This window comes from Enterobacter sp. E12, assembly GCF_014596715.2.
GTDB lineage: Bacteria > Pseudomonadota > Gammaproteobacteria > Enterobacterales > Enterobacteriaceae > Enterobacter > Enterobacter bugandensis.
Map to the genome: position 1 here is coordinate 4509947 of NZ_CP115601.1, position 13346 is coordinate 4523292.

Genomic DNA, 13346 nt, shown 5'->3' on the forward strand with positions numbered 1-13346 from the left:
ATGATTTATATATCCGCTGTTGGCATGGTCAACGCGCTGGGCAACTCGCCTGATGAAATTGCCGCCAACCTGGCTGCGGGCGTGGCGCCGGGCATGCACGCCCGGACCGGCTGGCTGCAGGGAATGCCCGAAGCGGTACTGGGCGGGGTGGAAGGCGAACTGCCGCTCATCCCGGACACCTTCTCTGCACACCGCACCCGCAACAACCAGCTGCTGCTGGCCGCGCTGGCGCAGATTCAGCCCGCCGTTGACGAGGCCATCGCCCGCGTTGGTCGTGACCGGGTGGCCGTGGTGCTGGGAACCAGCACCTCCGGGCTGGATGAAGGCGATGAGCACGTGCGTCTCATGACCGACGGCGAGACCAGCACGCGCTGGCAGTATCCGCAGCAGGAGCTGGGCGATCCGTCCCGCTTTCTCGCCAACTGGCTGCAGCTTGAAGGCCCGGCTTATACGATCTCCACCGCCTGCTCCTCCAGCGCGCGGGCGATGATCGGCGGCAAACGCCTGATCGAAGCCGGGCTGGTAGATATCGCCATTGTCGGCGGAGCAGACACCCTGAGCCGGATGCCCGTGAACGGCTTTAACAGTCTTGAATCCTTCTCCCCCACGCTCTGCGAGCCGTTTGGCCGGGACCGCCGGGGGATCACCATCGGTGAAGCGGCGGCGCTGATGGTATTAAGCCGGGAACCCGCGGACGTGGCGCTGCTCGGCACGGGCGAATCCAGCGATGCGTACCATATTTCCGCCCCGCATCCGCAGGGCGACGGGGCGATAAGGGCTATCACTCAGGCGCTCAGCGAAGCGGGCATGCAGCCGGACGACATCGGCTACATCAACCTGCACGGCACGGCCACGCCGCTCAACGATCAGATTGAATCACAGGTGGTTCACGATCTCTTCGGAGAAAGCGTGCCGTGCAGTTCAACCAAACACCTTACCGGCCACACGCTGGGCGCTGCCGGCATTACCGAAGCGGCTTTGAGCTGGCTTATCCTGACGCGCGATCTGCCCTTGCCGCCGCAGGATTTTTCCCGCTACGCTCCGGACGAGACGCTGGCGCCGTGCGGCCTGCTGCACCAGAGCACCGCCCTAAAAAAGCCGGTGATTTTGTCTAACTCGTTCGCGTTTGGCGGCAATAACGCCAGCATTCTGCTGGGGAGAGCGTCATGAGCTATCTATCACCCGAAGCCTATTTGCCGCACGATGCGCCCATGATGCTGCTGGGGTCCGTTGAAAATGTGACGGATGACATGGCGGTCTGCCGCGTGGCGGTTGACAGGCAAAGCGTGCTGGCGCCGTTTCTCAATGCCAATGGCGACCTGCCGGGCTGGTACGCGCTCGAGCTAATGGCGCAGACCGTTGGCGTCTGGTCGGGCTGGCATCGTCAGCAGCAGGGGCAGGAACATATCGCGCTGGGCATGGTGCTCGGCGCGCGCGAGCTGGTCTGCGCCAGCGGGCGTTTCGCCAAAGGCTTAACGCTGGACATTACCGTTAAGCTGCTGATGCAGGACGAACGCTTCGGCAGTTTTGAATGCACGATTTGCGCAGGTGAAGAGACGCTGGCCACGGGCCGGGTCAATACCTTCCAGCCGACTGCAGAAGAATTAACATCGCTTTTTAATCAGGGATCCCAAGCATGAGTCGTTCCGTACTGGTCACAGGGGCCAGCAAAGGCATTGGTCGCGCCATCGCCCGCCAGCTTGCCGCTGACGGGTTCACCGTCGGCGTGCATTACCATCGTGATGCCGCAGGCGCGCAGGAGACGCTGGACGCCATCACGCAGGCGGGCGGCAGCGGCCGTTTACTCTCGTTTGACGTAGGCAACCGCGAGCAGTGCCGTGAAGTGCTTGAGCAGGAAATTGATGCCCATGGCGCATGGTATGGCGTGGTCAGCAACGCCGGAATTACCCGCGACGGTGCCTTTCCGGCACTGAGTGAAGACGACTGGGACAGCGTGATCCACACCAATCTCGACAGCTTTTATAACGTCATACACCCCTGCATTATGCCCATGATCGGCACCCGTCAGGGCGGGCGCATTATTACCTTATCCTCCGTCTCCGGCGTGATGGGCAACCGCGGCCAGGTGAACTACAGTGCGGCCAAAGCGGGCATTATCGGCGCCACCAAAGCGCTGGCGATCGAACTGGCAAAACGAAAAATCACCGTGAACTGCATTGCGCCAGGGCTGATTGATACCGGCATGATTGAAATGGAGGAGGCCGCGCTGAAGGAAGCGATGTCCATCATCCCAATGAAACGTATGGGCCAGGCTGAGGAGGTCGCCGGGCTGGCAAGCTATCTGATGTCGGATATCGCGGGCTACGTCACCCGCCAGGTCATTTCGATTAACGGAGGAATGCTATGACGCGTCGCGTGGTGATTACGGGCATGGGCGGCGTCACCGCCTTTGGCGAGAACTGGCAGTCCGTTTCCAGCCGACTGCTGGCGTATGAAAACGCCGTGCGTAAAATGCCGGAATGGCAGGTTTATGATGGCCTGCACACCCTGCTGGGCGCGCCGATCGACGATTTCGCGCTGCCGGAACACTATACCCGCAAGCGTATTCGCGCCATGGGCCGCGTGTCGCTGATGTCTACCCGCGCCACAGAGCTGGCGCTGGAGCAGGCGGGGCTGATTGGCGAAGCGGTGCTCACCAACGGGCAAACCGGCATCGCCTACGGTTCTTCGACAGGCAGCACCGGCCCGGTCAGCGAATTCGCGACCATGCTTACCGAAAAGCACACCAATAACATCACCGGGACAACCTACGTCCAGATGATGCCGCACACCACCGCGGTGAATACCGGCCTGTTCTTTGGACTACGTGGCCGCGTGATCCCAACGTCGAGCGCCTGTACCTCCGGCAGCCAGGCGATTGGCTACGCCTGGGAGGCAATTCGCCACGGGTATCAGACCGTGATGGTCGCGGGGGGGGCGGAAGAGCTTTGTCCGTCTGAAGCGGCGGTGTTTGACACGCTGTTTGCCACCAGCCAGCGCAACGACGAACCCAAAACCACCCCCTCGCCGTTCGATACGCAGCGCGATGGTCTGGTGATTGGGGAAGGCGCAGGCACCCTGATTCTGGAGGAGCTTGAGCACGCCAGAGCGCGCGGGGCCACCATCTACGGTGAGATCGTGGGCTTTGCCACCAACTGTGACGCGGCCCATATCACCCAGCCGCAGCGTGACACCATGCAGATATGCATGGAGCAGTCGCTGGCGATGGCGGGGTTAAGCGCCCGGGATATGGGGTATATCTCCGCGCACGGTACCGCCACCGACCGCGGCGATATCGCCGAAAGCCAGGCCACGGCCGCCATCTACGGTGACAGCGTGCCGGTTTCCTCGCTGAAGAGCTATTTTGGCCACACGCTGGGGGCCTGCGGCGCCCTGGAAGCGTGGATGAGCCTGCAGATGATGCGCGAAGGCTGGTTTGCCCCGACGCTCAATTTAACGCAGCCGGATGAGCAATGCGGGGCTTTAGATTATATTATGGGAGAAGCCCGTCAGATTGACTGCGAGTATCTGCAGAGCAATAACTTCGCGTTTGGCGGCATCAATACCTCGATTATCATTAAACGCTGGGCGTAACTATGTACCGGTTTGTACTGGGAAAAATTTCCACCCTTTGCGCGGACCCGCTGGCGTCAACGCTTGCAGATAAGGCACCTCAGGGTGCACGACAGGCCTCCTGGCTGGCTGGCCGGACGCTGCTCGCCAGAACATTATCCCCTCACCCGCTCCCCGACATCATTTACGGCGAGCAGGGGAAGCCGGCTTTTGCGAAGGGGGACCCGCTGTGGTTCAACCTGAGCCATAGCGGTGATGATATCGCCCTGCTGATGAGCGATGAAGGCGAAGTGGGCTGCGATATCGAAGTGATTCGCCCCCGCAAGAACTGGCAGGCGCTGGCCAACGCCGTTTTCAGCCTGACAGAGCATGACGAGCTGGAGCGTGAAGCGCCCGAGGAACAGCTTTCTGCCTTCTGGCGTATCTGGACGCGCAAAGAAGCGATTGTGAAACAGCGCGGCGGCAGCGCCTGGCAGATTGTCAGCATCGACAGCACGGCGCAGTCGCACTCGGTCAGCCAGCTGCAGCTCGGTTCTCTGAGCCTTGCCGTCTGTACCTCGACCCCTTACACCCTGACCACCGAGTCGATTATTCACGTCGGGGCAGGAAAATCACCAGTACACCCAGCATAATCAACGCGACGCCCAGCAGCCCATGCCAGGAGAAGTGCTCCCCCCAGCCGGGCAGCAGGATTGCCGCGCCCCACACCAGGATATAGCTGAGGCTCAGCAAGGCATACGCTTTGCTGAGCGCCATGCGATGCAGCGCCAGATACCAGCAGCCCATGGAGGCAACGTATCCCGTTAACCCCAGCAGCAGCGCGCCCGTGCCGGACGAAACGTGCCACAGCGCGGAGATAAACGTCAGAAAATCGCTGACCGGCGGCAGAGCCTGCATGGCATCGCGCAGCAACAGCTGTGCGGCGCTGACTAACAGTACGCTGCATAACGCCCAGAACGCGCCTTTCACAGGCTTCCTCCCAGCACGATAATCCCCATGATAATGAACCCGACCCCCAGCCAGTGGTGCACAGCAACGTGCTCGCGCCAGAAGACCTTCGCCGCCAGCGTCACCCAGACAAAATTGAGGCTCAGCATAGGGTAAGCTACGCCGACTGGCAGGCGCTGCAGCACCACCAGCCAGACCAGCATTCCGCAGCCCAGCGCCAGCATCGCCAGGCCAAGCCACCGCATGATGTGCGCGCCACGCCGTCCGCCTTTCGCCGGACGGGTAGCCTGTTTCTGGCACAGTTGTCCCGCGCAGCTCAGCAGGCTTGCCAGTATGAGCCAGGTCCAGGTCATCACTTCGGCAGATACTCCAGCAGGGCCAGACGCCCCTGGATATAGAGATTGTCCGGCTGCGGTAAATTCGCCTCTGCAATATCGTCACGTTTAGACAGCAGCATCACCAGCGACACGCTTCCCTGCTTACGATGCGTTGCCAGCCACTGCGCGAAGTCGTCTTCACTGACAAAGCGATCTTTCGCATCGGGATAATCCAGCCCGTAGCGCAGCTCGCCGCTCTGAGCAAACAGCGTGATGTCACTGCGCTTCAGCTCCCACGCCAGGCCCGCGGCCACGCCAACGTTATTGGTCAGCACAAAGCGGCTGCCCTGTAGCGGCTCGCGCACGGTATCCACCAGCGACTGCGGCTGCTTGGAATCCACCACCAGGTTCGGAATGGCAAAACCAATCAGCAGCGCCAAACCCGCAGGACACAGCGCCGCCAGCCACCAGCGCCGCTGGCTCTGCCGCAGCGTAAACCAGCCTACCGCGCCCCAGATAAGGAACGCCACCACCGCGCAGAAGACTTTATACAGTTCGACCGACGTCCAGACCGGATGCTTAGCCAGCCCCCACGGCGAGACCGCCAGCGCCGCCACCACGCCGATAGCGCCAAACGCCAGGTTAATGCCGCCGTTAATGCGCAACGCTCTGGCCCCTTTTTCCGCCGCGAGGCAGGCATAGCGCGCCATCAGGATAGCCAGCGGGGCAAAACAGGGCAGGATATAGGTCGGCAGCTTGCCTTTAGCGATGCTGAAAAACAGCAGCGGCATCACCACCCACCCCAGCAGGTAGAACCCGCCGCCCACGTTTTGTCTGTCATTCCAGCCAAGACGCAGCGCGCCTGGCAGCAGCGCCAGCCACGGCAGGCTGCCCGCGAGCAGGAACGGCAGGTAATACCAGAACGGAGCTTTATGCTGCGCGTCGCTCTGGGCAAAACGCTGAATATGCTCAACCCAGAAGAAGTAGCGCCAGAAATCAGGCTCGCGGTGCGCAATGGCCAGCCCCCACGGCAGAACAATCAGCACGCAGCTCAGGACCGCGAGCCAGCCAAAAATCAGCACCTCTTTCCAGCGCTTTTGGGCAATCACCCACGGCAGCACGCCGATCACCGGTACCGCCAGCGCCAGGAAGCCTTTGGTCATCACCCCCATTCCGCAGGCCAGCCCAAGCAGCACATAGCCGCCCGCTTTTCCGGCTACGGTGCGCGCCTGTGAGGCGAGCCAGAAGCTGCACATCGCCGCCACCAGCCACAGAGTGACGATGGGGTCCAGGACCGCATAGGTGCCGATGCCATACACCAGGAACAGGGTCAGAAAGATCAGGCCGGAGAAAATGGCCGTACGCTTATCCCGCCAGAGACGCCAGGCCATCCAGATCACCAGCAGCGCCGCGAGCCCGGTGGAGAAGATCGACCCGGCGCGTACGGCAAAGTTCGTGTGCCCGAACAGCCATTGTCCGATAGTGTTGATCCAGTAGCCGGCAATCGGCTTTTCAAAGTAGCGCAGCCCGAGGAAATGCGGGACAACCCAGTCACCCGATGCCAGCATTTCGCGGCTGATTTCCGCATAGCGCGTTTCATCAGGCTGCCAAAGCAGGCGAATATCGACCGGAATGAAGTAATAAACGATAAACAGTGCGAAAAGCGCTACGCCATAACGGGCTGTTTTCATGGGACCGGACTCACGGTTTGTTGATAGCCAAGCCAGCCTTCCCGGCCAGCCAGTTCACTACGGACCACTTTGCCCACGGGCAGGCTGCTGAGGTCGTCCGGCAGCAGCTCGCTCAACGGGCAGAATTCAATGCCCTCCTGAGCGGCCATCGTCAGCAGCGCATCGAAATCATGCTGATACGCAATCCCTTCCACTTCGGCATGGATGGTATACACCGGCGTACCGGCGTCACGATGGATGCGGTCCAGAATGTAGCGATTAAATGCTTCCGCCTTCACCTCACGCCCCACCACCTCATCCCACGTGGGAAGCGTGACCGGAATTTGCACCGTACCGTAGCGATTTTCGCCCAACAGCGGCAAAAACGGCCCGGTTCCACGACAGTCGCTATTGTAGCGAAACGCGAAATGCTCTTTGGCTTTGACCACCCGCTGGTCGGCACGCCATCCCGCCACGGCGGAACAGCGCACGGGCTGACCGATGATGGCCTCAAGCTCCAGCATTCCACGCTCGACCTCACGGGACAGGCGCGGGATATCCCAGACGCCCGCCCACGCCTGCCAGGCGTGATGATCCCAGGCATGCAGGCCGACCTCGTGTTGCTGCGCCGCCGCGCGGATAACCGCTTCATTACCCGCGCCGATGCGTCTGCCGGGCCAGGCGGTGCCGGCCAGCAAAATATCCCAGCCGTAGAGCGATGCCGCGCGCGAGCGCAGCATTTTGAACAGAAATGCCGGTTTAACCAGACGCCATAAATGGCGTCCCATGTTGTCAGGCCCCACGCTGAAGAAAATGCTGGCACGCACGCCGTGCCTGCTCAGCAGTTCCAGCAGTCTGGGCACGCCGTCACGCGTTCCCCTGAAGGTGTCGACATCAATGCGTAAACCGACTTTTTTCATGAGGCCTGTTCCGACAGCTCCACGGTGCGCAGGAAGAAGTCGAGCGTCTCATCTATGGTCTGCTCCATCTTCACCGTCGGCGTCCAGTTCAGGCAGCGCTTCGCGTTGCGGATGCTTGGCTTACGGTGCTCGACGTCCTGGTAGCCCTTACCGTAGTAGCTGCTGCTTTCCACTTCGCGGAAACCGGCAAACGGCGGGAAGCGATCGCGCAGCGGGTGGCGCTCAAAGCTGGCCAGCAGCATCTCTGCCAGCTCGCGAATGCTCGCCTCGTTTTCCGGGTTACCGATGTTAATGATCTCACCGTTGCAGCGGTTATCTTTGTTCTCAATGATGCGGAACAGGGCTTCGATACCGTCGCTGATGTCCGTAAAGCAGCGTTTCTGGCTCCCACCTTCAATCAGCTTGATAGGCGAGCCTTCGACCAGGTTCAGGATCAGCTGAGTGATCGCGCGGGAGCTGCCGATTCGCGCCGCGTTCAGGTTATCCAGACGCGGGCCCATCCAGTTAAACGGACGGAACAGGGTAAAGCGCAGACCCTCTTTCTCGCCGTAGGCCCAAATTACGCGGTCCAGTAGCTGCTTGGAGACAGAGTAGATCCAGCGCTGCTTGTTGATCGGCCCGACCACCAGGCTGGAGGCATCCTCATCGAAGTTTTTGTCGGTACACATGCCGTACACTTCAGAGGTGGACGGGAAGATGATGCGCTTGTCGTATTTCACGCAGTCGCGGATGATCTTCAGGTTCTCTTCAAAGTCCAGCTCGAACACGCGCAGCGGGTTACGGGTGTACTCGATTGGCGTGGCGATAGCGACCAGCGGCAGCACCACGTCGCATTTTTTAATGTGATATTCGATCCACTCGGAGTGAATGCTGATATCCCCTTCCACAAAGTGGAAGCGCGGGTTGTTGAGGAAACGGCTGATGGCGTCAGAGCCAATATCCAGACCGTAAATCTCGTAGTTATCGTCTTTGAGCAGACGTTCGGTCAGGTGGTTCCCGATAAAGCCGTTCACGCCGAGGATCAGCACGCGCGTGCGGCGCTTGATGGCAACCACCGGCGCGCTGGTGATCAGCGCCCCGGCCACCAGACCCAGAGACTGCGCCAGCTGCGTGCCCTGAACGTACAGGCCGTTGTCGGTCTGCCCGGTGACGATCTCCAGCGCCTGCTCGCCGCAGCTCACAATCAGCGGGGAGACGGAGACGACGGTGCCCGGCTTAGCGGCCGGGATATCGTCACGCACGCGGGATTTCCAGACGATAAATTTGCTTACGCCCGCAAAGCTGTACGCGCCCGGCCACGGGTCGGTCACGGCGCGCACCAGGTTGTGCAGCTGGCGGGCGGGTTTATTCCAGTCCAGGCGACCATCTTCCGGCGCGCGGCGGCCAAAGCAGCTGGCCTTGCTTTCGTCCTGCTCGGTCTCGCTGAAGGTGCCGTTGAGGATGGCTGGCAGCGCGTCACGCAGCAGGCTTTGCGCCGCGGTGCAGAGTTTATGATGCAGCTCAAGCGCGGTTTCATCCGCGTCGATTGCCACGCGCTGCTGGGCGACGATGGCCCCGGCATCCGCGCGGCGCACCATGCGGTGCAGCGTCACGCCCGTTTCCGTTTCGCCGTTGACCAGCACCCAGTTCAGCGGCGCGCGGCCACGGTAGGCGGGCAGCAGAGAGCCGTGAAGGTTAAAGGCCCCTTTAGCGGCTAAACCTAAGATCTCGTCGCAGATCAGGTTGCGATAGTAGAACGAGAAGATGACATCAGGTGCGAGCGCGCGGATGCGATCCACCCACAGCGGGTGGTTGACGTCGTCCGGGGCATAAACCGGAATACCGCGCTCGGCGGCGATACGCGCCACGGAGCCGAAGAAGTGATTCTCTCCCGCCGCGTCCGGATGGGTAAAGATTGCAGCAATGTCATAGCCCGCTTCCAGCAGGGCCAGCGTGCCCGCGCACCCCATATCGTGATAGGCAAATACAACGGCTTTCATGGGTGGTTTTCCTCTTGAGATGCTTTGTGTTCCTGACGGACAACACGTTGAATAAAGTAGCGCGGACGTGCGCGAACATCGTTATAGATACGGCCTATGTATTCACCGAGCAGGCCCATTCCGACGAACTGGGCGCCGATGAACATAAATAGCACGGCAAAAAGCATGAAGACCCCTTCCGCCGCCCACTGCGGGCCAAAGACCAGCCTCAGCACCACCAGCAGGACGGACAGCGTAAAGCCGGCCAGGGCGATGATGCTGCCGAACACGCTCAGCAGGCGCAGCGGCGTGGTGGTCAGGCAGGTGACGAGGTCGTACATCAGGTTGATGAGACGCATAAAGCTGTACTTCGATTCCCCGTGCTCGCGCTCGGCGTGCAGGACCGGAATTTCCGTTGCCTTGCGGGCAAAGGTGTTGGCGAGGATCGGAATAAAGGTGCTGCGCTCATGGCAGTGCAGCATGGCGTCGACAATATGGCGGCGGTAGGCGCGCAGCATGCAGCCGTAATCGCCCATTGCTTTACCGGTGGTGCGCTGAATAAGACGATTGATGGTGCGTGAGGCCAGCTTGCGGAACAGGCTGTCCTGACGGTTCTGACGCACCGTGCCGACCACGTCATAGCCTTCATCGGCTTTCGCCACCAGGCGCGGGATCTCCTCCGGCGGGTTTTGCAGATCCGCGTCCAGGGTGATAATCAGATCGCCCGTAACGTGGCTGAACCCGGCCATAATGGCGGAGTGCTGGCCATAGTTACGGTTGAGCAGCACGGCGACAATATGGCTGCCTTCGGCCTGGGCGGCTTCGGTCAGCATCAGCGCGGAATCATCACTGCTGCCGTCGTCCACCAGCAGAATTTCATAGGCTTTGCCCAGCGTATCGCAGGCGGCCGTGGTGCGGCGGATCAGCTCGGGCAGGCTCTCCTGCTCGTTATAAACTGGGATGACCACAGAAACTTTTTGTACAGGCGGTGCGCTGAACATATCAATGTCCTGCAAGCTGATGGAGCGCGGTAATGACGCGGGTTGTGTCGTCATGAGTCATGTCCGGGAAAAGAGGGAGAGAACAAATACGCGCGCTGTTCCATTCCGAATTCGGAAGCGATACATCAGGAAAACGCTCGCGGTAGTATTTTTGGGTGTGTGCCGCGCGGAAATGAAGGCCGGTGCCGATGCCTTGCACCTTCAGCGCCGCCATCAGGTTGTCGCGTGAGATCCCGCAGCGCGCTTCATCAACGCGAATAATAAACAGGTGCCAGGCGTGAACGTGCGGCCATGACGGAATGCTCAGCGGCTGGAACGGCGTATCGGCAAGCTCGCGCAGGTAGCGTTGCGCGATTGCCTCGCGGCGTAGGTTGGCCTCTTTCAGCTTACCCAGCTGTACCAGCGCCAGCGCGGCGTTGATATCTGCGAGGTTGTACTTAAAGCCCGGGGAGATCACTTCGGCCTGCGGCGCGCGGCCGTGCGTCTGGCGGTCATAGGCATCCACGCCCAGGCCGTGGAATTTCAGGCTGCGGATCCGCGCGGCAAGCCGGGCGTTATCCGTGACGACTAAACCACCTTCCGCGCAGGTCATGTTTTTGATGGCGTGGAAGGAAAAAATCGCCGTGCCTTTCCAGCCCACGTGACGGTTCTTGTAGTACGTTCCGGCGGCATGGGCCGCGTCTTCAATCACCGTAATACCGTGACGCTCACCGACGGCATGAATGGCGTCGATATCACACGGCGCGCCGGCGTAATGCACGGGAATAATCGCTTTGGTACGCGGGGTAATGGCGGCTTCAACCGCTTCCGGTGTCACCATCAATGTCTCTTTGTCCACATCGATCATGACCGGCGTGGCGCCCAGCAGCACGATCATATTCAGCGTGGAGACCCAGGTTTGGGAGGGGGTAATGACCTCATCGCCCGGACCAATATCCAGCGCCATCAGCGTAACGTGCATGCCCGCCGTCGCCGAGCAGACGGCAATCGCGTGCTGGTTCCCCGTCAGCTGACAAAATGCCGCTTCAAGTTCCTGATTTTTAGGCCCGGTGGTGATCCAGCCGGAGGTTAAAACCTCCTGCAACGCCGCTAATTCCTCACTACCCATCGACGGGCGGGAAAAAGGCAAAAAATCACTCATCATTAATTTCCTTGCAATAAGAATGGCACGCGCTTGATATTAACCAATTACTTTTTCGTTTATTTCAACGAACCATAAACTCATATCAAGGTATCGTTCATTTCTTAGGGAAAAATTAAGATGCGTAATTAAGATGTAACTAAATCAATATTAATTCATTTATAAACAATAGCTTATGTAATTATGAATTATTTATTTCGTGATCAAAGTCAATTTTTACAAAATGTTATTTTAAACCAAACATCAACAAACAAAAAAAATCCCGGTTATTTCTGTAAAAGCAGAAATAACCGGGAACTTTTCTTTTTAGTTAATTGTCGCGCTTATTTTAAGTTATCGGGAAAGTTTTTCGGTAACTCGCTGGCCGCGCAGGCAATCACGCTTTCGTTGTTCGCACCGCAGTCGCGTACAAAGGTGATGGTGGCAAATTCGTCAATCACTTCTGTTGGATATGCAGGCCCCGCATCGCGATAGCTGTTCATCAGCGGAATATGGTCGTTCTGGAAGCAGACGGTTTTTTCCGGGTTGTTCATGACCCAACGCGGGAAGAAGATGGTGCCGTGGAACAGTTTGTCGCCCAGGTTCACAATCAGGCTAACGTCCGTACCGGTTGGCTCGGTCCAGGAGATTTTATAGATGCTCTCCCCTACCCGCACGATGTAAGCCTGCTGATCTTTAACCCAACGGTTCGCCACCAGACCGCTGTGAATACGGTAGTCGAGAGTAGTCTCGTTTTTGACGTAAATTTCGTAATTCCAGCCGTTGTCATAGGTATAAACCAGATGTTTGCCAACGAAGCCGCTTAAGTCGTGTTTGTCGAATGTGTTCATAAGATGTCTCCTTCGTTTTGATGAGACGATCTTAAGCCTTCAAAAAATGAATTAATAACGCTATGTTTTAATCAAATTCATTCAAATTTTAGATAAATTATGCACAAGACGACGCTGGAACAGTGGGCCTTACTGGAAAAAGTGGTGGATGCGGGCAGCTTTGCCAAAGCTGCGGAAGAAACCCACCGCAGTCAGTCCTCGGTGAGCTATAACCTGTCGCTGCTGCAGGAGCGGCTGGGCGTGGCGCTGCTGGCGCCGGAGGGGCGCAGGGCGGTGTTGACCCCGGCCGGAGAACTGCTTCTCGGCCAGGTGAAACCGCTGCTGAAAGCGTTTTCGTATGTCGAGACACGCGCGGCGACCCTTCGTAACGGGATGCGCACGCGGCTGGACCTGGTGGTGGACTCGATTTTCCCACGCCGCCGCCTGTTCGCCATTCTGCGTCAGTTCCAGCAGCAGTATCCGCAAACTCAGGTCCGCCTCACGGAGGTGCTGGAAAATACCCGCGCCGATGCCATGAACAACGAGGCCGATGTGATGGTTTTAACCCGCCGCCAGGACATTACCGGGCTCGGCGAATGGCTGATGAATATTGACTTTGTCGCCGTGGCGCATCATCAGCATCCCCTCTTTAGCCTCGACGCGCCGCTGAATGATGAGATGCTGCGCCCGTGGCCGCTAATCCAGATTGCGGACAGCCAGAACGCCGCGCGGGCTGCCGGCGAGTCGTGGACGTTCTCGACCATCGACGCTGCCATAGAGGCGGTCGTCTCGCAGGTCGGCTACGGCTGGCTGCCAGAGGAACGCATTCAGCCCCAGCTGGAGCAAGGCGTACTGAAACTCCTCCCGCTGAGCCACGGCGTTCGTCGGGCCACGCCGCTGCATCTGATCGTGAAGCGCACCCTCGCCCCGCTGGATGAGCAGGTCGAAACCCTGCTGCGCCTTTTTAGCCAGGAGCCGTCATCATCACCTGCTACGCTTTAAGGTCCGA

The 13346-nt window shown here is 59.4% G+C and carries 14 protein-coding genes; 6 read left to right on the top strand and 8 right to left on the bottom strand.

The window, feature by feature from the left end; translation table 11 throughout:
• The 5 genes from IB212_RS21645 to acpT are packed head-to-tail and all read left to right on the top strand — an operon-like array spanning position 1 to position 4205.
• The gene (locus IB212_RS21645; protein ID WP_041911882.1) at positions 1-1170 is read left to right on the top strand and encodes a beta-ketoacyl-[acyl-carrier-protein] synthase family protein; all 1170 of its coding nucleotides are present in this window, start codon (positions 1-3) and stop codon (positions 1168-1170) included.
• Complete coding sequence (locus IB212_RS21650) at positions 1167-1640, top strand: 3-hydroxy-fatty acyl-ACP dehydratase (RefSeq protein WP_041911881.1); 474 nt, start codon at positions 1167-1169, stop codon at positions 1638-1640. The genes IB212_RS21645 and IB212_RS21650 overlap by 4 nt, the downstream gene beginning before the upstream one ends.
• Positions 1637-2368 carry a 3-ketoacyl-ACP reductase FabG2 gene (locus IB212_RS21655; protein ID WP_028014712.1) on the top strand — a complete coding sequence of 244 codons (732 nt, stop codon included), beginning with the start codon at positions 1637-1639 and terminating at the stop codon, positions 2366-2368. Before IB212_RS21650 ends, IB212_RS21655 begins: the two co-directional genes overlap by 4 nt.
• Positions 2365-3594 (top strand): beta-ketoacyl-ACP synthase, encoded by a 1230-nt coding sequence (locus IB212_RS21660; protein ID WP_028014713.1) that lies wholly within the window; start codon positions 2365-2367, stop codon positions 3592-3594. The genes IB212_RS21655 and IB212_RS21660 overlap by 4 nt, the downstream gene beginning before the upstream one ends.
• A 2-nt stretch (positions 3595-3596) precedes the next feature.
• Positions 3597-4205 carry a 4'-phosphopantetheinyl transferase AcpT gene (gene acpT / locus IB212_RS21665; protein ID WP_028014714.1) on the top strand — a complete coding sequence of 203 codons (609 nt, stop codon included), beginning with the start codon at positions 3597-3599 and terminating at the stop codon, positions 4203-4205.
• Here acpT and arnF read toward each other — a convergent pair.
• The 8 genes from arnF to IB212_RS21705 form a co-directional block, all read right to left on the bottom strand.
• On the bottom strand, positions 4162-4542 hold the full coding sequence (gene arnF, locus IB212_RS21670) for a 4-amino-4-deoxy-L-arabinose-phosphoundecaprenol flippase subunit ArnF (RefSeq protein WP_028014715.1): 381 nt from the start codon (positions 4540-4542) through the stop codon (positions 4162-4164). The two genes, acpT and arnF, sit on opposite strands and share 44 nt — an antisense overlap.
• Entirely contained in the window at positions 4539-4874 is a 336-nt protein-coding gene (gene arnE / locus IB212_RS21675; protein WP_041911880.1) for a 4-amino-4-deoxy-L-arabinose-phosphoundecaprenol flippase subunit ArnE, read from the bottom strand. The genes arnF and arnE overlap by 4 nt, the downstream gene beginning before the upstream one ends.
• Complete coding sequence (arnT, locus tag IB212_RS21680; RefSeq protein WP_041911879.1) at positions 4874-6529, bottom strand: lipid IV(A) 4-amino-4-deoxy-L-arabinosyltransferase; 1656 nt, start codon at positions 6527-6529, stop codon at positions 4874-4876. The genes arnE and arnT overlap by 1 nt, the downstream gene beginning before the upstream one ends.
• Positions 6526-7428 (bottom strand): 4-deoxy-4-formamido-L-arabinose-phosphoundecaprenol deformylase, encoded by a 903-nt coding sequence (gene arnD / locus IB212_RS21685; RefSeq protein WP_041911878.1) that lies wholly within the window; start codon positions 7426-7428, stop codon positions 6526-6528. Before arnD ends, arnT begins: the two co-directional genes overlap by 4 nt.
• Positions 7425-9407, bottom strand: a complete 1983-nt coding sequence (gene arnA, locus IB212_RS21690) for a bifunctional UDP-4-amino-4-deoxy-L-arabinose formyltransferase/UDP-glucuronic acid oxidase ArnA (RefSeq protein WP_041911877.1) — start codon at positions 9405-9407, stop codon at positions 7425-7427. The genes arnD and arnA overlap by 4 nt, the downstream gene beginning before the upstream one ends.
• The gene (gene arnC, locus IB212_RS21695) at positions 9404-10387 is read right to left on the bottom strand and encodes an undecaprenyl-phosphate 4-deoxy-4-formamido-L-arabinose transferase (protein WP_041911876.1); all 984 of its coding nucleotides are present in this window, start codon (positions 10385-10387) and stop codon (positions 9404-9406) included. Before arnC ends, arnA begins: the two co-directional genes overlap by 4 nt.
• 1 nt (position 10388) lies before the next feature.
• Complete coding sequence (arnB, locus tag IB212_RS21700; RefSeq protein ID WP_041911875.1) at positions 10389-11528, bottom strand: UDP-4-amino-4-deoxy-L-arabinose aminotransferase; 1140 nt, start codon at positions 11526-11528, stop codon at positions 10389-10391.
• Between the two features lie 323 nt (positions 11529-11851).
• Complete coding sequence (locus IB212_RS21705; protein ID WP_028014722.1) at positions 11852-12358, bottom strand: phenolic acid decarboxylase; 507 nt, start codon at positions 12356-12358, stop codon at positions 11852-11854.
• 99 nt (positions 12359-12457) lie between these two features.
• Here IB212_RS21705 and IB212_RS21710 point away from each other — a divergent pair, with 99 nt between their 5' ends.
• Positions 12458-13339, top strand: coding sequence for a LysR family transcriptional regulator (locus IB212_RS21710; RefSeq protein ID WP_041911874.1), 882 nt, complete (start codon positions 12458-12460; stop codon positions 13337-13339).
• Positions 13340-13346: the final 7 nt, after the last annotated feature.